The 20,636-nt window shown below is 63.3% G+C and carries 24 protein-coding genes; 7 read left to right on the plus strand and 17 right to left on the minus strand.

Going from position 1 to position 20,636, the window contains the following annotated elements:
• Positions 1 to 203: 203 nt before the first annotated feature.
• The 8 genes from JAB4_RS25880 to JAB4_RS25915 all read right to left on the minus strand — a co-directional run bounded on the left by JAB4_RS25880 (position 204) and on the right by JAB4_RS25915 (position 8,540).
• Positions 204 to 1,223, minus strand: coding sequence for an ABC transporter substrate-binding protein (locus JAB4_RS25880; RefSeq protein ID WP_099410802.1), 1,020 nt, complete (start codon positions 1,221 to 1,223; stop codon positions 204 to 206).
• 247 nt (positions 1,224 to 1,470) lie between these two features.
• Positions 1,471 to 2,757: an MFS transporter gene (locus JAB4_RS25885; protein ID WP_070220976.1), complete on the minus strand. Its 1,287-nt coding sequence runs from the start codon at positions 2,755 to 2,757 to the stop codon at positions 1,471 to 1,473.
• Between the two features lie 585 nt (positions 2,758 to 3,342).
• Positions 3,343 to 3,666 carry a thioredoxin family protein gene (locus JAB4_RS25890; RefSeq protein WP_139143762.1) on the minus strand — a complete coding sequence of 108 codons (324 nt, stop codon included), beginning with the start codon at positions 3,664 to 3,666 and terminating at the stop codon, positions 3,343 to 3,345.
• Positions 3,667 to 3,684: 18 nt separating this feature from the next.
• Positions 3,685 to 4,380 carry a fumarylacetoacetate hydrolase family protein gene (locus JAB4_RS25895; protein WP_070220978.1) on the minus strand — a complete coding sequence of 232 codons (696 nt, stop codon included), beginning with the start codon at positions 4,378 to 4,380 and terminating at the stop codon, positions 3,685 to 3,687.
• 89 nt (positions 4,381 to 4,469) lie between these two features.
• Positions 4,470 to 5,765 (minus strand): MFS family transporter, encoded by a 1,296-nt coding sequence (locus JAB4_RS25900; protein ID WP_070221044.1) that lies wholly within the window; start codon positions 5,763 to 5,765, stop codon positions 4,470 to 4,472.
• A gap of 153 nt (positions 5,766 to 5,918) precedes the next feature.
• Positions 5,919 to 7,121: a 3-oxoadipyl-CoA thiolase gene (gene pcaF, locus JAB4_RS25905; RefSeq protein ID WP_070220981.1), complete on the minus strand. Its 1,203-nt coding sequence runs from the start codon at positions 7,119 to 7,121 to the stop codon at positions 5,919 to 5,921.
• 67 nt (positions 7,122 to 7,188) lie between these two features.
• Positions 7,189 to 7,830 carry a 3-oxoacid CoA-transferase subunit B gene (locus tag JAB4_RS25910; protein WP_070220984.1) on the minus strand — a complete coding sequence of 214 codons (642 nt, stop codon included), beginning with the start codon at positions 7,828 to 7,830 and terminating at the stop codon, positions 7,189 to 7,191.
• A gap of 11 nt (positions 7,831 to 7,841) precedes the next feature.
• The gene (locus JAB4_RS25915) at positions 7,842 to 8,540 is read right to left on the minus strand and encodes a 3-oxoacid CoA-transferase subunit A (protein ID WP_070220986.1); all 699 of its coding nucleotides are present in this window, start codon (positions 8,538 to 8,540) and stop codon (positions 7,842 to 7,844) included.
• A gap of 165 nt (positions 8,541 to 8,705) precedes the next feature.
• Between JAB4_RS25915 and JAB4_RS25920 the strand changes: the two genes are divergently transcribed.
• Entirely contained in the window at positions 8,706 to 9,533 is an 828-nt protein-coding gene (locus tag JAB4_RS25920) for an IclR family transcriptional regulator C-terminal domain-containing protein (protein WP_083287340.1), read from the plus strand.
• Here JAB4_RS25920 and JAB4_RS25925 read toward each other — a convergent pair whose 3' ends face one another.
• From JAB4_RS25925 to JAB4_RS25940, 4 genes are read right to left on the minus strand one after another with little or no spacing between them, the layout of a single operon-like run.
• On the minus strand, positions 9,534 to 10,391 hold the full coding sequence (locus tag JAB4_RS25925) for a ChaN family lipoprotein (RefSeq protein ID WP_070220988.1): 858 nt from the start codon (positions 10,389 to 10,391) through the stop codon (positions 9,534 to 9,536).
• 42 nt (positions 10,392 to 10,433) lie between these two features.
• The gene (locus JAB4_RS25930) at positions 10,434 to 10,865 is read right to left on the minus strand and encodes a YeeE/YedE family protein (protein WP_070220990.1); all 432 of its coding nucleotides are present in this window, start codon (positions 10,863 to 10,865) and stop codon (positions 10,434 to 10,436) included.
• An 8-nt stretch (positions 10,866 to 10,873) separates the two neighbouring features.
• Positions 10,874 to 11,299 carry a YeeE/YedE family protein gene (locus JAB4_RS25935; RefSeq protein ID WP_070220992.1) on the minus strand — a complete coding sequence of 142 codons (426 nt, stop codon included), beginning with the start codon at positions 11,297 to 11,299 and terminating at the stop codon, positions 10,874 to 10,876.
• Positions 11,300 to 11,306: 7 nt separating this feature from the next.
• Positions 11,307 to 11,660: a metalloregulator ArsR/SmtB family transcription factor gene (locus JAB4_RS25940; protein ID WP_035822023.1), complete on the minus strand. Its 354-nt coding sequence runs from the start codon at positions 11,658 to 11,660 to the stop codon at positions 11,307 to 11,309.
• 333 nt (positions 11,661 to 11,993) lie between these two features.
• Here JAB4_RS25940 and JAB4_RS25945 point away from each other — a divergent pair, with 333 nt between their 5' ends.
• Positions 11,994 to 12,398: a PEP-CTERM sorting domain-containing protein gene (locus JAB4_RS25945; protein WP_139143763.1), complete on the plus strand. Its 405-nt coding sequence runs from the start codon at positions 11,994 to 11,996 to the stop codon at positions 12,396 to 12,398.
• Positions 12,399 to 12,469: 71 nt separating this feature from the next.
• On the opposite strand, the gene JAB4_RS25950 is transcribed toward JAB4_RS25945, so the two are convergent.
• From JAB4_RS25950 to JAB4_RS25965, 4 genes are read right to left on the minus strand one after another with little or no spacing between them, the layout of a single operon-like run.
• Positions 12,470 to 12,649, minus strand: coding sequence for a hypothetical protein (locus JAB4_RS25950; RefSeq protein ID WP_070220996.1), 180 nt, complete (start codon positions 12,647 to 12,649; stop codon positions 12,470 to 12,472).
• Positions 12,646 to 13,047 (minus strand): DUF3224 domain-containing protein, encoded by a 402-nt coding sequence (locus JAB4_RS25955; RefSeq protein WP_070220998.1) that lies wholly within the window; start codon positions 13,045 to 13,047, stop codon positions 12,646 to 12,648. The genes JAB4_RS25950 and JAB4_RS25955 overlap by 4 nt, the downstream gene beginning before the upstream one ends.
• Complete coding sequence (locus JAB4_RS25960) at positions 13,047 to 13,634, minus strand: DUF1697 domain-containing protein (protein WP_070221000.1); 588 nt, start codon at positions 13,632 to 13,634, stop codon at positions 13,047 to 13,049. Before JAB4_RS25960 ends, JAB4_RS25955 begins: the two co-directional genes overlap by 1 nt.
• Positions 13,635 to 13,647: 13 nt before the next feature.
• Positions 13,648 to 15,213 carry a HAMP domain-containing sensor histidine kinase gene (locus JAB4_RS25965; protein ID WP_070221002.1) on the minus strand — a complete coding sequence of 522 codons (1,566 nt, stop codon included), beginning with the start codon at positions 15,211 to 15,213 and terminating at the stop codon, positions 13,648 to 13,650.
• Positions 15,214 to 15,420: 207 nt separating this feature from the next.
• Between JAB4_RS25965 and JAB4_RS25970 the strand changes: the two genes are divergently transcribed.
• Positions 15,421 to 15,759, plus strand: a complete 339-nt coding sequence (locus JAB4_RS25970; RefSeq protein WP_070221004.1) for a hypothetical protein — start codon at positions 15,421 to 15,423, stop codon at positions 15,757 to 15,759.
• On the plus strand, positions 15,756 to 16,601 hold the full coding sequence (locus tag JAB4_RS25975; protein WP_070221006.1) for an HDOD domain-containing protein: 846 nt from the start codon (positions 15,756 to 15,758) through the stop codon (positions 16,599 to 16,601). Before JAB4_RS25970 ends, JAB4_RS25975 begins: the two co-directional genes overlap by 4 nt.
• A gap of 166 nt (positions 16,602 to 16,767) precedes the next feature.
• Here the strand turns inward: JAB4_RS25975 and JAB4_RS25980 are convergent, their stop codons facing one another.
• The gene (locus JAB4_RS25980; RefSeq protein ID WP_034746769.1) at positions 16,768 to 17,094 is read right to left on the minus strand and encodes a hypothetical protein; all 327 of its coding nucleotides are present in this window, start codon (positions 17,092 to 17,094) and stop codon (positions 16,768 to 16,770) included.
• Positions 17,095 to 17,744: 650 nt separating this feature from the next.
• Between JAB4_RS25980 and miaB the strand changes: the two genes are divergently transcribed.
• Genes miaB through ybeY form a run of 3 tightly spaced genes read left to right on the plus strand, consistent with a single transcriptional unit; the run spans position 17,745 to position 20,627 of the window.
• On the plus strand, positions 17,745 to 19,112 hold the full coding sequence (miaB, locus tag JAB4_RS25985) for a tRNA (N6-isopentenyl adenosine(37)-C2)-methylthiotransferase MiaB (protein ID WP_070221008.1): 1,368 nt from the start codon (positions 17,745 to 17,747) through the stop codon (positions 19,110 to 19,112).
• Positions 19,109 to 20,173, plus strand: a complete 1,065-nt coding sequence (locus JAB4_RS25990) for a PhoH family protein (protein ID WP_034746759.1) — start codon at positions 19,109 to 19,111, stop codon at positions 20,171 to 20,173. The genes miaB and JAB4_RS25990 overlap by 4 nt, the downstream gene beginning before the upstream one ends.
• Positions 20,157 to 20,627: an rRNA maturation RNase YbeY gene (gene ybeY / locus JAB4_RS25995; RefSeq protein ID WP_070221010.1), complete on the plus strand. Its 471-nt coding sequence runs from the start codon at positions 20,157 to 20,159 to the stop codon at positions 20,625 to 20,627. The genes JAB4_RS25990 and ybeY overlap by 17 nt, the downstream gene beginning before the upstream one ends.
• Positions 20,628 to 20,636 lie beyond the last annotated feature (9 nt).

The raw sequence follows: 20,636 nt of genomic DNA on the forward strand, positions 1-20,636 counted from the left end.
GAGTTTCATCCAACTATGAACGTCTGAAATTCTGTTGCGCGGTGCGCCCTGTTTTCCAGACGTTTTGAACAATTGATATAGGTTTAACGCCTGCCAAAACTGTAGCGAGCGGCAGTGAGTTGCGGCCGAGACGCGCAGCTGTGCGCTAGCACAGTGAGCATCGCAGGCTGCAAATCGCGACGCGCAGTAAGTTTTGGCGCGCGTTAATTGCCGGCAGAATAAATCTGCGTGGTCCAGCGTTGCAGCAGGCGCTTGCGCGTGTCCGACGCGCCATACTTGGCGAAGTCGTAGTTGATGGTCTTGATGTTTTCCAGGCGCGGCGAGGCGGCGGGAATGGTGGCGGCCGCGTTGGACGGGATCTGGAAAGCCAGCGCCTTGACGGCTTCGCTCTGCACGTCGGGACGCAGGGCGAATTCATAGAATTTCTTTGCCTGTTCCATGTTTTTCGCGCCCTTGACGATGCTCATCGAGCCGATCTCGTAGCCCGTGCCTTCGCAGGGCGGCAAGACCTTCACGGGAAAGCCGGCCACGGTGAGTTTCATCAGGTCATGCATGAAGCCGATGGCCACGCCCGCTTCGCCGCGCCCCACGTCCTCGCCCGGCGCCACGCCCGCGTTCGGGTATTTGCTGACGTTCTGGCCCATTTTCGCCAGGAAATCGAAGGCTTCCTCTTCGCCGAACAGCTGCACCACGGTGGCCAGCGCGTTGTAGGCGGCGCCCGAGGAGTTCGGGTTGGCCATCTCGATCTCGCCCTTGTAGGCGGGCTTGACGAGGTCTTTCCAGCATTGAGGCGGCGGCAGGTTTTTCTTCTTCAGCACGTTTTCATTGTAGGCCAGGCCCAGGATGCCGATATAGATGCCGACGGTGCGGTACTTGGCCGTCTCGGCCTGCTTGAGCGCCCACGGCTGCAGCTTGGGCAGGGTGGGCGACTTGTATTCTTCCGTATAGCCTTCGGCGGCGGCCTGCAGGTGCGGGTCGCCCGTGCCGCCCCACCAGATGTCCGATTTCGGGTTCGACGCTTCGGCGCGGATCTTCGCGTAGGCTTCCCCGGCGCTCTTCCTGATCATCGATACCTTGATCTTGCTTTCCGCCTCGAAGCGGTTCTTCATCAACTGGCACCATTCCATGTCGGCCGAGCACAGCACGGACAGGCGTTCCTCGGCGGCCATGGCCGTCATCGGCAGGGCCAGGCTTATAGCAATCGCAACATTGCGCATCTTCATCGTCTCACTCCAAGTTCGTTGTCGTTGTGGTACTTCAGACCGCACCGCTATCTTGCGGTGTCACTGTCCCGGGATGTGCTTTGTAAGGCCTTGCACTGCATTGCACACGTGTGCACACCTTACCACCAGCCGATTTTGACTGTCAACAAGAATCTCGGCAGGCGTGCGGCGTGGCGTTTTACCGACAAAAAAAGCCGCCAGCTGGTTGCAGCTGGCGGCTTTCGGATGCTCCGGGATCAGAGGTGTGTTACTGCCAGGCTTCCTTGCCCGCGCGCGGCTTGCCCACCATCAGCAAGGCGCCCAGGGTCAGCACGGCCGCCAGCGACAGGTAATAGCCCACGTATTGCAGACCATAGTTGGTGGCCAGCCAGGTGGCGATGTACGGCGCCAGCGAGGCACCGAGGATGCCGGCCAGGTTGAACGTGAGCGAAGCGCCCGTGTAGCGCACTTCGGGCGGGAACAGCTCGGACAACATCGTGCCAAGCGGTCCGTAGGTCATGCCCATCAGGCCCAGGCCGACAGCCATGAAGACGGTCACTTCCCACGTCACGCCCGAGCCGAACATCGGCGCGAGCACCAGGCCGAAGATGGCGATGGCGACGGAGACCCAGATCAGGGTGGCGCGGCGGCCGCGGCGGTCGGCCAGCACGGCCGACAACGGTATCGTCAGGGCGAAGAACAGCACGGCAAACAGCTGCACGACGAGGAATTCCTTGCGCGTGAAGCCCAGCTTGGTCGTACCCCAGCTCAGCGCGAACACCGTCATCAGGTAGAACAGCACGAAGGTGGCCAGGGCGATGATGGTGCCCAGGAACAGCATGCGGCCATGCTGGCGGAACACGGTGGCCACGGGCAGCTTGACGACTTCGTTCTTGTCGATGACTTTCTGGAAGTCCGGCGTTTCCGTGATCTTCAGGCGCACGTACAGGCCGACGATGACCAGCAGCGCGCTGGCCAGGAACGGGATGCGCCAGCCGTAGCTGAAGAACTGCTCATCGGTCATGGTTTCGCTCAGCAGCAGGAAGATGCCGCCCGACAGGAAGAAGCCGATCGGCGCGCCCAGCTGCGGGAACATGCCGTACCAGGCGCGTTTGCCCGGTGGCGCGTTCTCGGTTGCCAGCAGCACCGCGCCGCCCCACTCGCCGCCCAGGCCCAGGCCCTGGCCGAAACGGCACAGCGCCAGCAGCAGCGGCGCCAGGGTGCCGATGGCGGCATACGTCGGCAGCAAGCCGATGATGACGGTGGAGATACCCATGGTCAGCAAGGCCGCCACGAGAGTGGCCTTGCGGCCGATGCGGTCGCCGAAGTGGCCGAACACGGCCGAACCGATGGGGCGGGCGAAGAAGGCGATGGCGAACGTGGCCAGCGACTGCAGCACGGCGGCCGACGGGTCGCCGGCGGGGAAGAACAGTTTCGGGAACACCAGCACGGCGGCGGTGGCGTAGATATAAAAGTCAAAGAACTCGATGGTGGTGCCGATCAGGCTGGCGAACAGCACCGTGCCGGGGGAATTTTTCTTGGGGGGGGTGCTCATTTACTGCGCTCCTTGGGGAGGGTGTCTAAAGGCCATTCTCTGGATGTTTTTTCAGGCAGCAGCACAGCACGTTGTCTAGGCGCGCGGTTCACATATCATAGCTGTGCGCGGGCGTATTTGCTGCGAAATTGCTATTAAATTCGCAAACAAATTCCACGCCACAACACGCCGTTGTTAACGGCAGACAACGGTGTACCAACGCGCGCTAACGCGCCGTGATCAGTGCTGATTTAGAGAAACAACGGTCGTGCGCCATCCGGTTACCCGGGGCACGGCAGGAAAGGCGTCAGGGGATGGGCGACGTGTATCAGGCCCGGCGTATCGCCAGGCATTCCGTACCAGACCCGCGCGTCGGCATCGCGGCATCGGTCATTTGTGGTGAATCCTTGCCTGCGGCCCCTCCGGGTGGAGCGGGCCGGCGATGATCGCGCTGCATCACGAAGGATGCGGTTGATCTTGCTGTAAGCGGCTTATCATACGCGCAGTGCTGCGGTGCGGCAAGAAGTTGTGATGGAGCATGTACGGTGGTGTCGGCTTACGCTGCGCTAAGCCGACCTACGCCGACCTACGCCCACCTATACTGACCTACGCATCGATCAATGCAAAAGTCTGCTCGATCTCGCGGCTGTCGAGCGGACGCACCAGGCGCGCCACTTCCTGGCCATCTTTCAGGAAAATCAGGGTCGGCCACAGTTTCACGCGGAATGAGCGCCCCAGCGCGCGGCCGGGGCCGTCTTCCACGCGAATATGCGCTACCCCGGGGTGCTGCGCCAACGCGGCGGCCAGCGGCGCCTCGGTGGCGCGGCAGTGGCCGCACCAGCCCGTGCCGAATTCCAGCAGGGCCGGCCCCGCCAGGGCGTCGATCTCGGCGCGCGTCGGTTGTGCTACGGAATATGTGTCGTTCATCATGCCGCCCTCCTTGTCCGCTCAGACCACTTTCACGCGCAGTTCGCCCAGGCCATCGATGGCGCCCACCAGCTCGTCGCCGCGCTGCACGGCCGCCACGCCGGCCGGCGTACCCGTGTAGATCAGGTCGCCCGGTTGCAAGGTGAAGTAGGTCGACAGGTCGGCGATGGTTTCGGCCACGTTCCAGATCAGCATATCGATGCTGCTGCTTTGACGCAGCTCGCCATTCACGTGCAGGGTGATGGCGGCATGCTGGACGTCACCTGCCTGCGCGGCCGGCGAGATGGGGCCGATGGGCGCCGAGTGTTCGAAGGCCTTGCCCGTGTCCCATGGACGGCCCAGTTTTTTCGCCGCGCCCTGCACGTCACGGCGCGTCATGTCCAGGCCGATCGCATAACCCCACACGTGGCTCAGCGCATCGGCCACGCCGATATCGCTGCCGCCCTTGCCGATGGCCACCACCAGCTCCATCTCGTGCTGGAAATCCTGCGTCTGCGCCGGATACGGCAGCTCGCCCGTCGTGCCGGCGGGCACGGGCAGCACGGCGTCAGCCGGCTTCATGAAGAAAAACGGCGCCTCGCGGCCCGTATGGCCCATTTCCTTGGCGTGCTCGACATAGTTGCGGCCTACGCAATAGATGCGGTGGACGGGGAAAGTATCAACGCTGCCCGTGACGGGAACGCTGGGCTGGATAGGTGCGGGAATGACATACGACATGAAAACTCCTGATCGGCACGATAAAAGGCGGCGATGAAAAAGGGACACCGCAGTGTCCCCCACGCAGTGCCACCCATTTTACGACAACGTTACTTCAGCAGTCCCGAGCGGCTCGGGTCCGGCATGCGGATGGCGACGATGAAGGAAATCAGGCACATGACGGTCACGTACCAATAGAAATACTCTTCCACGTGCCAGGCCTTGAACTGCAGCGCCACGTACTCGGCCGAACCGCCGAACATCGCGTTGGCGACCGCATACGACAGGCCCACGCCCAGCGCGCGCACTTCGACGGGGAACATTTCCGCCTTGATCAGGCCGCTGATCGACGTGTAGAAGCTGATGATGGCCAGCGCGATAATAATCAGGCCAAACGCCGCGTACGGGCTGGAAATATCCTTCAAGGCATGCATGATCGGCAACACGCACAGGGTGGCCAGGCCGCCGAAGAACAGCATCGAGGTGCGGCGGCCGATGCGGTCGGACAAGGCGCCGAACACCGGTTGCAGAATCATGTACACCAACAGCGCGCAGGTCATGACGGCGCTGGCCGTCTTGGTATCCATGCCGGCCGTGTTGACCAGGTATTTCTGCATGTAGGTGGTAAACGTGTAGAACACGAGCGAGCCGCCGGCCGTAAAGCCGAGTACCGTGATGAAGGCGCGCTTATGCTTGAGCAAACCGCGCAGGCTGCCCGCGTCCTTGTCCTTGCGCTCGCTGGCGGTGGTCGTTTCCGTCAGGGATTTACGCAGGTTCAGCGAGACGAGGGCCGCCAGGGCGCCAAACACGAACGGGATGCGCCAGCCCCAGGCGCGCAATTCTTCCAGGGTCAGCAGTTGCTGCAAGACCACCAGCACCAGCAAGGCCAGCAATTGGCCGCCGATCAGGGTCACGTACTGGAACGAGGCGAAGAAGCCGCGCTTGCCCGATTCCGACACTTCGCTCATGTAGGTGGCGCTGGTGCCGTATTCGCCGCCCACGGACAGGCCCTGGAACAGGCGCGCCACGAGCAGCAGGAACGGCGCGAAGGCGCCGATGGTGTCATACGTGGGCATGACGGCGATCATCAAGGAGCCGCCGCACATCATCAGCACGGAAATCATCATCGACTGGCGGCGGCCGTACTTGTCGGCGATGCGGCCGAACAGCCAGCCGCCCACGGGGCGCATCAGGAAGCCGGCGGCAAAGATGCCGGCCGTCTGCAGCAGCTGCGTGGTCGAGTTACCGGAAGGGAAGAAGGCGTGCGAGAAATACAGCGCGCAGAACGAGTAAATGTAGAAGTCGAACCATTCGACCAGGTTACCGGAAGAAGCGCCAATGATGGCCTTGATGCGCTGCTGGGAAGTCAGCTGCGCAACGTCATGCGGAGTATCGTGGGATGTCATATCAATCTTCTTGTTCGTGTGAAAAAGCCAACGCCAGCCGGGTTGCCCGGGCTGGTTTTGCATCATACGCCCTTGATCAGGGTCAAAAAGCCGTCCGGCATACGGGTTAATACGTATCGCCGGTAACTATTTTTCGCCTGCGGCCGCATGGAATCAGACCCGTTCCAGCACCAGCGCGATGCCCTGGCCCACGCCGATGCACATCGTACAGAGCGCATAGCGCCCGCCCGTGCGGTGCAGCTGGTTGACGGCCGTCATGGCCAGGCGCGCACCGGACGCGCCCAGCGGGTGACCGAGGGCGATGGCGCCGCCGTTCGGGTTGACGCGCGGATCGTCGTCGCGCAGACCCAGCTGGCGCAGCACGGCCAGGCCCTGGGCGGCAAATGCTTCGTTCAATTCGATGACGTCGAAATCGGCCAGGCTCAAGCCCGTCATGGCCAGCACTTTCAGGGTGGCGGGCGCGGGGCCGATGCCCATGATACGGGGCGCCACGCCGGCCGTCGCCATGGCCACCACGCGGGCGCGCGGCGTCAGGCCAAAGCGGGCCGCGTTCGCCTCGTCGGCCAGCAGCAGGGCCGCCGCGCCATCGTTGACGCCCGACGCGTTGCCGGCCGTGATCGTGCCGTCCGCGCGCACGACGGGTTTCAGCTTGGCCAAGGTATCGAGGGTGGTGGCGCGCGGATGCTCGTCGCGGGCGACGACGACGGGTTCGCCCTTCTTCTGCGCGATGCTGACGGGACAGATTTCGCTGTCGAACATGCCCGCCTGCTGCGCCGCCAGGGCTTTTACCTGGCTGGCCAGGGCAAACGCATCCTGGTCAGCGCGGCTGATGCCGAAGTCGGACGCCACGTTTTCCGCCGTCTCCGGCATCGAATCGACGCCGTACTGCGCCTTCATCAAGGGGTTGATGAAGCGCCAGCCGATGGTCGTGTCTTCCATTTTCATGCCGCGCGAAAAGGCGCTGTCCGCCTTGCCCATGACGAACGGCGCGCGGCTCATGCTTTCCACGCCGCCGGCGACCAGCAAGCCCGCTTCGCCGCTCTTGATGAAACGGGCGGCGCTGCCGATGGCATCCAGGCCCGAGCCGCACAGGCGGTTCAGGGTGGCGCCCGGTACGCTGTCGGGCAATCCCGCCAGCAAGGCGGCCATACGCGCCACGTTGCGATTGTCCTCGCCCGCCTGGTTGGCGCAGCCGTACAGCACGTCCGTGACGGCCGTCCAGTCCACGTTCGGGTTGCGCGCCATCAAGGCGCGGATGGGCACGGCGCCCAAGTCGTCGGTGCGCACGCCGGACAGGCCGCCGCCGTAGCGGCCGAATGGGGTGCGCTGGGCATCGCAGATAAACGCTGCAGTCATATTTTTTTCCTCCAAGAAATGTAGGTCGGGTTAGTGCGCAAGCGCGTAAGCCGACATTGCTGGCTTGCTAACGTCCGTCCAGCAGTGAAACCGGCGTCAACGCTTGCAGCTGCTCAAAACGCAGGCCATCGGCCAGTTCGACGACGGTGGCGCCGGCGGGTCCCAGGTCGAACACGGCCAGGTCGCTGTAGATGCGGCTCACGCACCCGATGCCCGTCAGCGGATAGCTGCAGGCCTGCACCAGCTTGCTTTCACCGCCCTTGGTCAGCAATTCCATCATGACCCAGGTTTTTTTCGCGCCGATGGCCAGGTCCATGGCTCCGCCCACGGCGGGAATGGCGTCGGGCGCGCCCGTGTGCCAGTTGGCCAGGTCGCCCGTGGCGGACACCTGGAAAGCGCCCAGCACGCAGATGTCCAGGTGGCCGCCGCGCATCATGGCGAAGCTGTCGGCGTGGTGGAAATAGCTGCCGCCGGCCAGCAAGGTGACGGGCTGCTTGCCCGCGTTGATCAGGTCGTAATCCTCCTCGCCCGGCGCGGGCGCGGGGCCCATGCCGATCACGCCGTTTTCGCTGTGCAGGATGATCTCCGCGCCAGCCGGCAAGTGGTTCGCCACCAGGGTCGGCAAGCCGATGCCCAGGTTCACGACGGCGCCTTCGTTGATATCGGCCGCCACACGGGCCGCCATCTGGTCTCGATTCCATTTATTCATGTTGATTTTCCTCAGGCTGCTTTGAAGCCGGCGGGGCCGGTGGCCGTGCGCGGCACTTGCACGATGCGCTGCACGAACAGGCCCGGCGTGATGACGTGTTCGGGGTCGATGCTGCCCAAGTCAAGCACCTCGTGCACGGAAGCAATGCTGACCTTGGCGGCCATGGCCATGATGGGGCCGAAGTTGCGCGCCGTCTTGCGGTAGGTCAGGTTGCCCCAGCGGTCGCCCTGCTCCGCCTTGATCAGCGCGAAGTCGGCGTGGATCGGCGACTCGAACACATACATGCGCCCGTCGATTTCGCGCGTTTCCTTGCCCTTGGCCAAGTCCGTGCCGTAGCCCGTGGGCGTAAAAAAGCCGCCGATGCCGGCGCCGGCGGCGCGGATGCGTTCGGCCAGGTTGCCCTGCGGCACCAATTCCAGCTCCAGCTTGCCCGCGCGGTACAGCCCATCGAAGACGTGGGAATCGGCCTGGCGCGGGAACGAGCAGATGATCTTGCGCACTTGCCCGTTTTTCAGCAGGGCGGCCAGGCCCGTGTCGCCATTGCCCGCATTGTTGTTGACGATGACGAGGTCGCGCGCGCCTTGGGCGATCAAGCCGTCGATCAGCTCGGCCGGCTGGCCCGCGCCGCCGAAGCCGCCAATCATGACGGTGGCGCCATCGTGGATATCGGCCAGCGCATCAAGCACGCTGGAACGCAGTTTGTCGATCATTGCGGTCTCCTCCCAATCAAACTCATTAGCCATTTGTTCGCATAACGAACAAATATTCGTATTTAGAACTTATTCGTGAGAATATGCCTGATCGGGGCGCTTGTCAATTTGCCGTTTTCGCCAGCGCCATGGCTATAATTGCCACCTTGCCCCATTGGAAATGCCATGACCGCACGCAGCAGCACCTCTCTTTCCACCGACGACACCGCCGATGCCGACGGCGCGCCGCGTCCCGGCGACAGCTATGTGCAATCGTTCGCGCGGGGCCTTGCCGTCTTGCGCAGCTTTGGCGCGGACGCGCCGCAGCAGACCTTGAGCGAAGTGGCGGAACGGGCGCAGCTGACGCGCGCGGGCGCGCGGCGCATCCTGCACACCTTGCTGCATCTCGGTTACGTGGAAGCGGATGGGCGGCTGTTCCGTTTGACGCCCAAGGTGCTCGACCTCGGTTACGCCTATCTGTCATCCTTGCCCGTGTGGACGCAGGCACAGCCGCTGCTGGAAGAATTGATGCAGACCTTGCGCCAGTCGTGCTCGGCCACCGTGCTCGACGGCGACGACATCGTGTATGTCGTGCGCCTGTCCGCGCACCGCACCATGTCGATCAACCTGGGCATCGGCAGCCGCCTGCCCGCCTACTGCACCTCGATGGGCAGAGTGTTGCTGTCGGGCCTGGCGCCCGACGCGTTGCGCGAACGGCTGTCGAAGATGGCGCTGCTGAAGATCACGCCGGCCACCAAGGTCGATATCGAGGTCCTGATGGAAGAGATTGCGCAAGTGCGGCGCCAGGGCTGGTGCCTGGTGCAGGAAGAGCTGGAACAGGGCTTGATCGCCCTGGCCGCGCCCGTGTTCGACCGGGCCGGCAAGGTGGTGGCGGCGATCAACGTCAGCGGCCAGACGGCGGGGCCGTCCGTGGCGCATCTGCTGGAACACAGCCTGCCGAAACTGCTCGACACGGCCAGCCGGGTCAGCGCCCTGGTGCGGGTGCAGCAGTGATTATTTCCTGAATTTGGCGCACAAGTCCGGGCGCGGCTGCGCCGGCATCGTTTGCGTCAAGTCGAACGTGCCCTGGTAGCCGGCGACGCCCTGTTCCAGGTAGCCGATGCTGCGCAGGTTCAGTTGCGGGTCGGCCAGCTTCAGCCAGCGGGGCACGCCGATATCCTTGCGCACATGCGCATTGCCGGCGATCAACACCACGTCGCGCGGCGCCTGGTCGCGGATCAGCTTGGCCATCCAGATATCGCGCGCCACCTGGGCGTTGACGACACCGTTGATCATCATGTCGGGCAGCATATTGCAGCGGGCCGCCTGGGCTTCCTTCTTTTGCCCTTCCAGAATATCGGCCGGCACGGGCGCGGCCAGGTACGTGGCGACCATCGCGGGCGGCATGGACCACTGGATACCGTCGCGCACGATGCGCGAGGCATCGGCCGGCGACAGGTTGCCGGCGACCAGGGTCAGCTGGTAGCTGATGACGAGGTCCAGCACGGGCCGGTACAAGCTCCAGTCCCAGCGCGGCTGTTCCATCACGCGGATGATGCAATCGGGGTCGGCGCAATCGCGCGCGGCGCGCGTCAGCAAGGCCTGGTTTTCGCGATCAAACTGCTCCATGACGATCACGGGACGCCAGCCGGCGGCCAGGCGGCGCTGCAATTCCGCGCCCCTCAGGCGATGGCCTTGCGCATTGTCATGCACTTCGCCGAGCAGCAGCACTTGCGGATTGGGCAAGGTGTCGGCCACGGGCGCGGGAGGGGGCGGCGCTTCCTTCTTCAGCAAGCCGCCGCAGGCGGACAGCGCCAGCACGCTGCACAGCAGGGCGGCGCGCGCGCCGGCGCGGAAAATCACGGTCTTCATGTAAGCAGTATCCAGAGTGGCGATGCGCCAGATTGTACCGTCTCAGGCCGGCGCGGGTGCCTTGCGGCGCTCCAGCACTTCAAAGAGAAGCATGCCGGCCAGCATGGCGCCGACAAACAACCACGCCTTCGGCTGACCGGCCAGCAACGACACGAGGGCGGGACCGGGACAGAAACCGGCGATGCCCCAGCCCGCGCCAAAGGCCAGGCTGCCCAGCAGCAAACGCCGGTCGATGCGCCGCGCCGCGGGCAATTGCATGGGGTCGCCCAGCAAAGACTTGCTGCGCCGCCGCGCCAGCCAGAAGGCGGGCAGGGCCACGCCGATGGCGCCGCCCATCACCAGCGCCAGCGATGGGTCCCAGGCGCCGGCCAGGTCGAGGAAACCGAGCACCTTGGCCGGGTTGGCCATGCCGGAGACGATCAGGCCCAGCCCAAAGACGAGGCCACTCAACAGGGAAAGGATGAGCTTGCTCATAAGCTTGCTCACAGATGGCGCAACAGATACACGGTGAGGAAACCGGCCGCCATGAAGGCACACGTGGCCGCCAATGAACGCGGTGACAGACGCGACAGGCCGCACACGCCGTGGCCGCTGGTGCAGCCGGCGCCGTAGCGCACGCCCACGCCCACCAGCAAGCCCGCCGCGATCAGGGCCGGCGTACCGGCGTCGATCTGCACGGGCGGCAAGGCTCGCCACAACTGCCACAGCAGGGGCGTGCCGATCAGGCCGGCGAGAAAGGCGATGCGCCAGCCCAGGTCGCCACTGCGCGGGCGCAGCAAGCCGCCGACGATGCCGCTGATGCCGGCGATGCGGCCATTGAACAAGATCAATAGTGCCGCCGCCAGGCCGATCAGCATGCCGCCGGCCAGCGCGGCCCATGGCGTGAAGTGTTGCCAGTCGATAGTCATGGCAGGATCAGTCGGCTTCGTCGTTGAACGTGGGGCGCGGCGCGCAAAATTGCGCGTACAGTACTTGCAGCACGGCCAGCACGGGCGCGCTGGCGACGCGGTAATAGATCTGCTTGCCGTCGCGCCGCGTGGCCACCAGCATCTCTTCGCGCAGCACGCCCAGCTGCTGCGACAGGGTCGGCTGGCCGATGCCCACTTTTTGCTCGAGGTCGCTGACGCAATGCTCGCCCTGCGATAGCTGGCACAGCAGCATCAACCGGTCGGCATTGCCCATGGCCTTGAGCAGCGAGCTGGCCTTGTAGGCCGAACCCCGCATGGCGTCGAGGTTGTATTCGGCGTGTTGTGTTGCGACTGTCTCCATCGTGCCCTCCCACAGGCGGTCATATTGAATAGCGTGCGATAAACAATATACTAATCAATATATTGTTTTCCTGCTGGCGATTCGCACAAAAAAACAACAGTGTTTTTCGGCGATAGCGTGCTTATGCAAAGTGTGCGGCAGCGATCATGCTTACGCTATCAAAATGACAAATATTCGTAATAAAGAGGAAATAAGCGTATCAAAAATGTCACGATCTATGCTGTAATGGGAGAACAGCAGAAAAATCATGATACGCCCCCTTACAGGCGAATTGTCCGTCCATGCGCTAGCCGGTTTCGGCTGCGCCGCGCGGTGAACAACAGGGAGAGCACGATGAGAATCTATCAGCCGTTATGCGTGGCCTTGCTGGCGCTGTCGGCCAGCACGGGGAGCATGGCGGCAGTCAGCGACACGACGGCCGGCAAGCAGGAAGCCGGCGAACGCGTGACGATCGATGAAAGCATCAGCTTGAATAACAATCCTGGCTGGGAAACGCCGGACTTGCCGTATGCACGCCTGCTGGCCAGCAGCACCGCGACGGCGACACCGCACTGGAGCAGCAGTGGCGCGCGCCATGCGGCCCTGGCGCCGCCCAGGCCCACGACGGCCGCGACCGCACAGCAAACCAGCGTACCGGCCGCCGTGCCGGAAGCGAGCATGTACTCGATGCTGCTGGTGGGATTGGGCCTGGTGGCCTTGAGCCTGCACGGCGAAAAACAGGAAAAATTCGACAACTGACGGCGCCTGCGCTGGCAAGTGCGCTGCTGCAAAACATTCCGCCTGGTGCGGAATGTTTTTTGATGGCGTCCTCATTTATCGAGCAGGCGGCAGACCCGTTCGATATTCCCCACCGGAATGCCGGACTTCAGGGCGCGCGCGATGCAGCCCGCCTTGTCCGGGCCCGAGGCGGAAATGAGCACGAAGGCCGTCACCACCGCGCTGATGGCGACGAGCACGATCAAGACGCCCTTGACGATATCCCAGTTCATGGCGTCTCAACAATGTCATACGTAAAATCATAATAATGCTTGCCCTCCTCGATGCGGATGGCCAGGCTGCCGGTGAGTCCTTGCAACTGGCCCGTGCCCGTATCGGGCACCACCGTCACGGACAAGGCGGGCGCGCCGCGCGTCATGCTGCCGCTGTGCTGCAAATAAAAACTGCCTTGGCGCCCGTCCAAAGTGCCTTCCACCCGTTCCAGCGCCACATAGCCTGCCGAACCGGTCACGCTGGCACGCGCGCTGAGCATCTCGCCCTGCGCGCTGGCGTCGAGGGCGCCGTGGTAGCGCTTGGCTAGCGACAAGCGTCCCAGCCCCGACTGCGTGGCCGTGTCAGACAAGGCTTCCGGACGGATGGTGACGTCGAATGTCCCTGAAATGGAAGGCATCAGTGCTCCTTGGTAAATGAGGATATGGCTGCCGCATCCGCTCCGTTCAGCAGCGCATGCAATTTCTGCATGGTGGCCCAGTTGCGCGAGGTGACGCCGTCGCCCAGCAGCACACCCAGCGCCGCCACCACCTTGCTGGCCAGCACGCCATCGGGACACCAGGCATACGCGGCCCAGCGGCCCAGCGCCAGCGCTTCGGGCTGCCACGACTGCTGCAAGAGCGGCGTCAGGCGCTGCACGTCGGCCGGATTGTTCAGCACCAAGGTCAGCAGGCGTGCCGCATCGGTCGCCGGCGCCAGGGTGTTTTGTTCGACCAGTTCGGCAAACTGGCTGGCCGACAGCACCGTCACCCTGGCCGCCACGCCCAGTTTCAGCACCAGCGCTTCCTCGATGCGGGCAGCGGCCTCGGCCGGCGCCACCGCTCCCCCGTCATACACGACGTTGCCGCTGTTGAGTACCGTACGCACCTGCGCAAAACCGAGGTCGCCCAGCAGCTTGCGCAGGTCGGCCATGGCCACGCGCTTGGCGCGCCCCACATTGATCCCGCGCAAAAGCGCCACTTGCTGACTGTTTTCTATCTGTGCCATGTCATCTCCTTGACTATGCCTGGCTGCTGGTGCTTTCCGGCAACGGCGTCACCGTGGGCAAGCGCAGCAGGAACGTCGCGCCCTGTCCCAAGGTGCTGCTGACCGTGATGGTGCCGCCAAACTGCTTGGCAATCAAGTTGAACACGATATTCAAGCCCAGTCCCGTGCCGCCCTGCCCGCGCCGCGTGGTGACAAACGGATCGAACACGCGGTCGAGCATGTCGGGCGCGATGCCGCGGCCGTTGTCGCGCACCTGCATGGCGATCGCGTCGCCGTCGCGGCGCACGCCGATATGGATATTGCCCGCCGTGTCCGCATCGAAGGCGTGCTCGACGCAGTTCAAGACCAGGTTGGTCAGCACCTGCGCCAGCGCACCCGGATAGCTGTCGAGCATGATGTCAGGCGGGCAATCGATATCGATGCTGATGCGCGTCTTTTTCAGGGTTGGCTGCAGGCTCGAGATCACTTCGCCGATATAGTCGCGCAATTCAAACAAACGGCGCGCCTCGCTGACCTGGTCGACGGCGATCTGCTTGAAGCTGTGGATCAGATGCGCGGCGCGGTAGGCATTGTTCATGATCAGCCGCGCGCTTTCGCCGGCCGTTTCCAGGTAGCGCACGATGTCGGTCTTCTTCACGCTGCCGCCAGCCACCGCCGCGCTGATGTCATCGGTGGCTTCCTTCAGCACCGAAGCGCTGGTCAGGGCGATGCCGACCGGGGTGTTGATTTCATGCGCCACACCGGCCACCAGGCTGCCCAGCGAGGCCAGGCGTTCCGACTGCAGCAACGATTCCTGCGCGCGGCGCAGCTCGTCCATGGCCTGCGCCGTTGCCTGCTGCGAACGGCGCGCCATGTCTTCCGCCTCGCGGCTGCCTTCGATGATGGACTTGAGCTTGCGCTGCACGGCATTGAAGCCGCGGATCACGTCGCCCAGTTCGTCGCGCCGGCTTTCCGGCAGCTCTTCGACCTCGTCGCTGCCGCGCGTGGCCAGGTCGAACAAGCCGTCGCGTAACTGCTTCAGGGGGTCGAAGACGATGCGCAGGCTCAGCGCCAGGGCGCCCACGAGGATGATGTCAAGCAGCAACACTTCCAGTACCTTGCGCCGCACTTCGCTGCGCAAGGCCGCATCGATCTGCGCGCGGCTGAAATTGACGATGACCTTGCCGACGATCACCGGCTTGCCGCCCGAGGCCGCCGCCACGGCGTCGCGGAACACCAGCGGCGCCTCGACGGGCGTGCCGCCCATGGCCACGTCCGCCTCAAGCGGCACCAGCGTGCCGGCCGCGTCGCGCACTTCGCCGGCGAACAAACCGACCGAGGCGTCATAGACGCGGATGCCGACCAGTTCCGGCGGCAGCATTTCGGCCGCCACGATGCTGTCGACCTTGGATTTGTCGAGGTCCCACAGGGCGGACGGCAAGCTGGTCTGCAAGCGCGTGAGCACGCCGCTGCGCAGGCGCGCGCTGCCCGATTCGAGTTCCTTGCTCAAGGTATATTGGGTATAGCTGCCGGAAATGCCCAGCACCAAGGTGACGATCACGACAAAAAGCAGGGTCAGCCGGACTTGGATACTCACCATCAATCAACACTCCCCGGGCCAGGCCAGCCGCCAGCCCGCGGCGCGGGCGCAGATACGTCAGCAATGCAAGGGCCTGATTCAAATGTACGGTATGACATGCTTATTGGCAAGATTTACAGCATTCCCAGTTTCGATAGAGACTTTGATGCAGGTTGAGACATTGCGTCATGGCAATGGTAATATCCCGCAATCATCTAAGGAGTCGTCATGGCGGTCACGCATCAACATCTACCCCTGGAACAAGTTCGTCCCGGCATGATCTTGTCGGATGTCTTGCTCGATGCGCATGGACAAGTGCTGTTGCCGCAAGGCGCGGTATTGACGGAAAACATGCTGGCTCTGATGCCCCGCCACAACATCGACATGCTGCCGATCCAGGCGCCGCCCCCGTCGCCGGAAGAAATCGCCGCGCAGCAGGCGGCCGACAGCGAACGGCTGGCCTACCTGTTCCGCAAGCATGACCCGGACGATCCCCTCGATGCGGCCACCACCTTGCTGCGCAACTATGTCACGGCTTACCGCCTGGGCACGGGAGAGGCCGCATGAGCACCCAGCTGACGCTCGACGATATCGTCGCCCACCTCGATGACCTGCCTTCGCTGCCCGCCGTCGTCATGGAACTGCTCAACAGCATAGACCAGGAAGACGTCGATATTTCCGTGCTGGCCAAAAAAGTGTCGTATGACCAGGCGCTGACGGCAAAAACCCTGCGCCTGGCCAACTCATCGCACTATGGCCTGCAAGTGAAGGCCACCACCATCCAGCAGGCGATCACTTACCTGGGCTTCCAGACCACGCGCAGCCTGATCACCTCGGCCGCCATCACGGGCTGCTTCCCGGAAGGCCGCTGCCCCGGTTTCGACGACAAGGCCTTCTGGCGCCATTCGGTGGCGACGGCCGCCTGCGCCAAAGTGCTGGCGCGGCAGATCCGTTTCAACCAGGATTACGCATTCACGGCTGGCTTGCTGCACAACATCGGACGGCTGGTGCTGGTCAGCAGCTTTCCCGCGCACTACGCGCAAGTCATCGCACACCAGGCCGCGCACGATTGCAGCCTGCTCGAAGCGGAGCAGGCCGTGCTGGGCGTGGACCACGTGCAGGCGGCCGTGGCCCTGGCCGAACACTGGAATTTTTCCGACACCATGCGCCTGGCGCTGGGCAACTACCTGCAGCCGGAAGCGCCGGGGGCAGGCTTTCTCGCGTCGCTGATCCACGTGGCCCATGCGATTGTCTGCGCGCTCGACCTGGCGCAGGCAGGCGACGACATGGTGCCGCGCGTCTCGCCGGTGGCCTGGGATGCGCTGGGCCTGGGCGAAGACGCGTATCTGCAACTGTTCCGCGAAACGGAACTGCGCTACGACGAAATCACCTCGGCACTGCTGAGCTAATCAAGATCCTCACAAGGCCACAAACGCAAACGGCTCTCGCTGCGAAGCGAAAGCCGTTATCGGTACTGCGATACATCCATGTTACCCGGTCCATGCTGCCCGGTCCACGCCAGCCTGTTGCCGCCAGCAGCTACGCAAGCGGCACAGTCAGCGCGCAACCGCCACATCAGTGCGCGTAATTCGATTCTTGCGCATCGCCGCGGTCTTCCGCTTTTGGACGGCCCTGGGCGTCGGACAGACGATACTTGGTGCGGCGGTCGCCCATCAAGTCGCGCAGGTCGCGGATGCTCATGCCCGTCACTTCGTGCATGCGGATCAGCAGCGAGGCGCCGACCGGCAAGCGGTGGTGGCGGATCTTGCTGATGACCGGTGGCGCCACTTCAAGCAGGCGCGACAGGGCTGCATCATTCTTCAGCTGCATCTTGCTCAGCAGAATATCCAGCAGGTGGTTCGGGTTGTAACTCTCTTGCGATGCTAATGCATGATGTGCCATGATTTTTCCTCGTCTGGTGAATGTAGAAAATAATGCCGATACGAACTTAAGGCTGGCTTAGAGTGTTTAAATAAACGTCTTTCCAACTGATTCAGCCTTCCCCCGCCTTTTTCCTTATCGCACTGCCCGCACAGGACTCGCACAGCCACGCCCGGCCAACGTACGCAACTTGCCGCGTGAGTAAAAGCACTGCAACCCACCAAAATGAATTGCATATAAGACAATATACTAGTCCAAACACGCAGCATCTGCGCCTCGCGCAAACTTCCTGATTGTTAAATATCAATCAATCTGCTGGTTGGCTTGGCAACGATGCTATTTCAACACATTAGGATGCCAGCGGGCGCACACAAGGCTTTGCAGCAACTTGTTACAAATCAATGGTGCCGTACAGCAATAAATGCTTTTCAGCATCGCCGTTCCGGGCGCCTTGTTCACATCGCAACCTTGCCGGCAAGATCAGCACGACATGGCCCGTGCCGGCGATTTACGCTAAACTATGGCCTGAACTTGCAGCGAGCCTGCCACCGGGCAGCCAGAGGCGCCCGGCCGGTCATCCACCGCGCCCAACCCTGAGCGGCCCCCTGCGCCGCAGCATCCTGCCCACCCATCTTGTTTGCCGCCACATTTACCGATAAGCGCCCGACTCCATGCAGAAAAAAGTATTCATTAAAACCTTCGGCTGCCAGATGAACGAGTATGACTCGGACAAGATGGCCGACGTGCTGGGCGCCTCCGATGGCCTGGTGCGCACCGACACGCCGGAAGACGCCGACGTCATCCTGCTCAACACCTGCTCCGTGCGCGAAAAGGCGCAGGAAAAAGTGTTTTCCGACCTGGGCCGTCTGCGCGAGCTGAAACTGGCCAAGCCGCACCTCCTGATCGGCGTGGGCGGCTGCGTGGCCTCGCAGGAAGGCGACGCCATCGTCAAGCGCGCGCCGTATGTCGACATGGTGTTCGGCCCGCAAACCCTGCACCGCCTGCCGCAGATGATCGAACTGCGCCGCGCCAGCGGCGATGCGCAAGTGGACATCAGCTTCCCGGAAATCGAAAAGTTCGACCACATGCCGCCGGCCAAGGTGGAAGGCGCTTCGGCGTTCGTCTCCATCATGGAAGGCTGCAGCAAATATTGCAGCTACTGCGTCGTGCCCTACACGCGCGGCGAGGAAGTGTCGCGCCGCTTCGAGGACGTGCTGACGGAGGTGGCGGGCCTGGCCGCCCAGGGCGTCAAGGAAATCACCCTGCTGGGGCAAAACGTGAATGCCTACCGGGGCGCGATGGAAGGCGGCGAGATCGCCGACTTCGCCCTGCTGCTCGAATACGTGGCCGACATTCCCGGCATCGAACGCATGCGCTTCGTCACCAGCCACCCGAAGGAATTCACGCAGCGCCTGATCGACGCCTACGCGAAGATCCCGCAGCTGGTCGACCATCTGTATCTGCCGGCGCAGCACGGTTCCGACAAGATCCTCGGCGCCATGAAGCGCGGCTACACGGGCCTCGAATACAAGTCCATCATCCGCCGCATCCGCGCCGTGCGCCCGAACATGGCCATTTCGTCCGACTTCATCGTGGGCTTTCCTGGCGAGACGCAGGCCGACTTCGACGCCATGATGAAGCTGATCGCGGACGTGGGCTTCGACAACAGCTACAGCTTCATCTTCAGCAAGCGCCCCGGCACGCCGGCCGCCAGCCTGGAAGACGACACGCCGCACGACGTGAAACTGGCCCGGCTGCAGCAGCTGCAGGCGGCCATCGACGCTAATACGCGCAAATACAGCCTGGCCATGGTGGGCACGGTGCAAACCATCGTCGTCGAAGGCCGCTCCAAAAAGGATACAGACGATAGCGAGCTGCAAGGCCGCACCGAGAACAACCGCGTGGTCAATTTCGACGCCGGCCCGGACGGTTTGCAATTGATCGGCCAGCTGGTCGACGTGCGCATCACCGAAAGCCATTCCTACACCCTGCGCGGCGAACTCGTCGCCAGCGCCCCCGCATTGAAAAGAGCCAGTTGAAAACCAAAGCCCCGATACAGCCGCATTACTTCATCCCCGAGCCGCTCGACAACACGCGCCTGGCGCATTTGTGCGGACCGCTCGATGAAAACCTGCGCCAGATTTCCGCCGCCCTCGACGTGACGATCTTCCGCCGCGGCGAGAAATTCATCGTCGGCGGCAGCAATGCCGAACGCGCCGTGGAAATCCTCGAACAGTTCTACGCCATCGCCAACAAGGTCGTGCCGCTGGAAGAAGTGCAACTGGCCCTGGTGGAACAGCGCGCGGGCCTGTCCGCCGCCTCGGAACACCACGCCAACGCGCCCGCCAGCACTTTTGTGGAACCGGACATCGCCAGCCCCGTCCTGAAAACGCGGCGCTCCGACCTGCGCGGACGCACGCCGCACCAGATCGCCTACCTGCGCGACATCCTCGAACACGACATCAGCTTCGGCGTGGGTCCGGCCGGCACGGGCAAGACCTATCTGGCCGTCGCCTGCGCCGTCGACGCGCTCGAGCGCGACGCCGTCAAGCGCATCATCCTGACGCGCCCCGCCGTCGAAGCGGGCGAGCGCCTGGGCTTTTTGCCGGGCGACCTGGCGCAAAAGGTCGACCCCTACCTGCGCCCCCTGTACGACGCGCTGTACGATTTGCTGGGCTTTGACCGCACGCAGAAGCTGTTTGAAAAACAGGTGATCGAGATCGCCCCGCTGGCCTACATGCGCGGGCGCACCCTGAACCACGCGTTTGTCATCCTCGACGAGGCGCAAAACACCACCGTCGAACAGATGAAGATGTTTTTGACGCGCATCGGCTTCGGCAGCAAGGCCGTGGTGACGGGCGACGTGACGCAAGTCGACCTGCACAAGAGCCAGACAAGCGGCCTGATCGACGCCGTGCACGTATTGAAAGACGTACGCGGTATCGGCTTCACGCAATTTAACAGCACCGACGTGGTACGCCATCCGCTTGTCGCGCGCATCGTCGACGCCTATGAAACGGCGCAGGCGGCCAATGCCGACGCCGCCCACCTGCCCTCCTTATTGAAACCAGCCGCCGCCAAAAATGTCCGAAAAAAATAAACTGTCCTTGTCCGTGCAATACCCGGATGCCCGTCTGGAAACCCTGATCACGCGCCCGAAAGTGCGCCGCTGGGTCAAGGCGGCCCTGTTCGCCCCGGCCGAATTCACCATCCGCTTCGTCGACGCGGAAGAAGGCCGCAGCCTGAACCGCGACTACCGCGAAAAGGACTACGCCACCAACGTGCTGACCTTCGCCTACAACGAAGGCGAAGAATTAAGCGACGACGAGCCAACGCGCGCCGACATCATCCTGTGCACGGACGTGCTGGAAAAGGAAGCGGCCGAGCAAAAGAAGAGCGTGGAAGAACACACGGCCCATCTGATCGTGCACGGCGTGCTGCATGCGCAGGGCTACGACCACATGGATGACGAGGAAGCGGCCGAGATGGAAGGGCTGGAGACGGAGATCCTGGCCAAACTCGGCATTGCCGATCCGTACGCGGACCCAAAATAAACCGCGCAG

This window comes from Janthinobacterium sp. HH102, assembly GCF_001758625.2.
Classification (GTDB): Bacteria; Pseudomonadota; Gammaproteobacteria; order Burkholderiales; family Burkholderiaceae_D; genus Janthinobacterium.

What these genes read in the sequence shown, in the direction of transcription:
- JAB4_RS25910 (WP_070220984.1), bottom strand. Translation starts at nt 7,830, where the DNA reads ATGAATAAATGGAATCGAGACCAGATGGCGGCCCGTGTGGCGGCCGAT.
- JAB4_RS25965 (WP_070221002.1), bottom strand. Translation starts at nt 15,213, where the DNA reads ATGGTGAGTATCCAAGTCCGGCTGACCCTGCTTTTTGTCGTGATCGTC.
- JAB4_RS25955 (WP_070220998.1), bottom strand. Translation starts at nt 13,047, where the DNA reads ATGCCTTCCATTTCAGGGACATTCGACGTCACCATCCGTCCGGAAGCC.
- JAB4_RS25880 (WP_099410802.1), bottom strand. Translation starts at nt 1,223, where the DNA reads ATGAAGATGCGCAATGTTGCGATTGCTATAAGCCTGGCCCTGCCGATG.
- JAB4_RS25970 (WP_070221004.1), top strand. Translation starts at nt 15,421, where the DNA reads ATGGCGGTCACGCATCAACATCTACCCCTGGAACAAGTTCGTCCCGGC.
- JAB4_RS25940 (WP_035822023.1), bottom strand. Translation starts at nt 11,660, where the DNA reads ATGGAGACAGTCGCAACACAACACGCCGAATACAACCTCGACGCCATG.
- JAB4_RS25915 (WP_070220986.1), bottom strand. Translation starts at nt 8,540, where the DNA reads ATGATCGACAAACTGCGTTCCAGCGTGCTTGATGCGCTGGCCGATATC.
- JAB4_RS25900 (WP_070221044.1), bottom strand. Translation starts at nt 5,765, where the DNA reads ATGACATCCCACGATACTCCGCATGACGTTGCGCAGCTGACTTCCCAG.
- JAB4_RS25980 (WP_034746769.1), bottom strand. Translation starts at nt 17,094, where the DNA reads ATGGCACATCATGCATTAGCATCGCAAGAGAGTTACAACCCGAACCAC.
- pcaF (WP_070220981.1), bottom strand. Translation starts at nt 7,121, where the DNA reads ATGACTGCAGCGTTTATCTGCGATGCCCAGCGCACCCCATTCGGCCGC.
- JAB4_RS25895 (WP_070220978.1), bottom strand. Translation starts at nt 4,380, where the DNA reads ATGTCGTATGTCATTCCCGCACCTATCCAGCCCAGCGTTCCCGTCACG.
- JAB4_RS25935 (WP_070220992.1), bottom strand. Translation starts at nt 11,299, where the DNA reads ATGACTATCGACTGGCAACACTTCACGCCATGGGCCGCGCTGGCCGGC.
- JAB4_RS25930 (WP_070220990.1), bottom strand. Translation starts at nt 10,865, where the DNA reads ATGAGCAAGCTCATCCTTTCCCTGTTGAGTGGCCTCGTCTTTGGGCTG.
- JAB4_RS25925 (WP_070220988.1), bottom strand. Translation starts at nt 10,391, where the DNA reads ATGAAGACCGTGATTTTCCGCGCCGGCGCGCGCGCCGCCCTGCTGTGC.
- ybeY (WP_070221010.1), top strand. Translation starts at nt 20,157, where the DNA reads ATGTCCGAAAAAAATAAACTGTCCTTGTCCGTGCAATACCCGGATGCC.
- JAB4_RS25950 (WP_070220996.1), bottom strand. Translation starts at nt 12,649, where the DNA reads ATGAACTGGGATATCGTCAAGGGCGTCTTGATCGTGCTCGTCGCCATC.
- JAB4_RS25945 (WP_139143763.1), top strand. Translation starts at nt 11,994, where the DNA reads ATGAGAATCTATCAGCCGTTATGCGTGGCCTTGCTGGCGCTGTCGGCC.
- JAB4_RS25885 (WP_070220976.1), bottom strand. Translation starts at nt 2,757, where the DNA reads ATGAGCACCCCCCCCAAGAAAAATTCCCCCGGCACGGTGCTGTTCGCC.
- miaB (WP_070221008.1), top strand. Translation starts at nt 17,745, where the DNA reads ATGCAGAAAAAAGTATTCATTAAAACCTTCGGCTGCCAGATGAACGAG.
- JAB4_RS25890 (WP_139143762.1), bottom strand. Translation starts at nt 3,666, where the DNA reads ATGATGAACGACACATATTCCGTAGCACAACCGACGCGCGCCGAGATC.
- JAB4_RS25975 (WP_070221006.1), top strand. Translation starts at nt 15,756, where the DNA reads ATGAGCACCCAGCTGACGCTCGACGATATCGTCGCCCACCTCGATGAC.
- JAB4_RS25920 (WP_083287340.1), top strand. Translation starts at nt 8,706, where the DNA reads ATGACCGCACGCAGCAGCACCTCTCTTTCCACCGACGACACCGCCGAT.
- JAB4_RS25960 (WP_070221000.1), bottom strand. Translation starts at nt 13,634, where the DNA reads ATGGCACAGATAGAAAACAGTCAGCAAGTGGCGCTTTTGCGCGGGATC.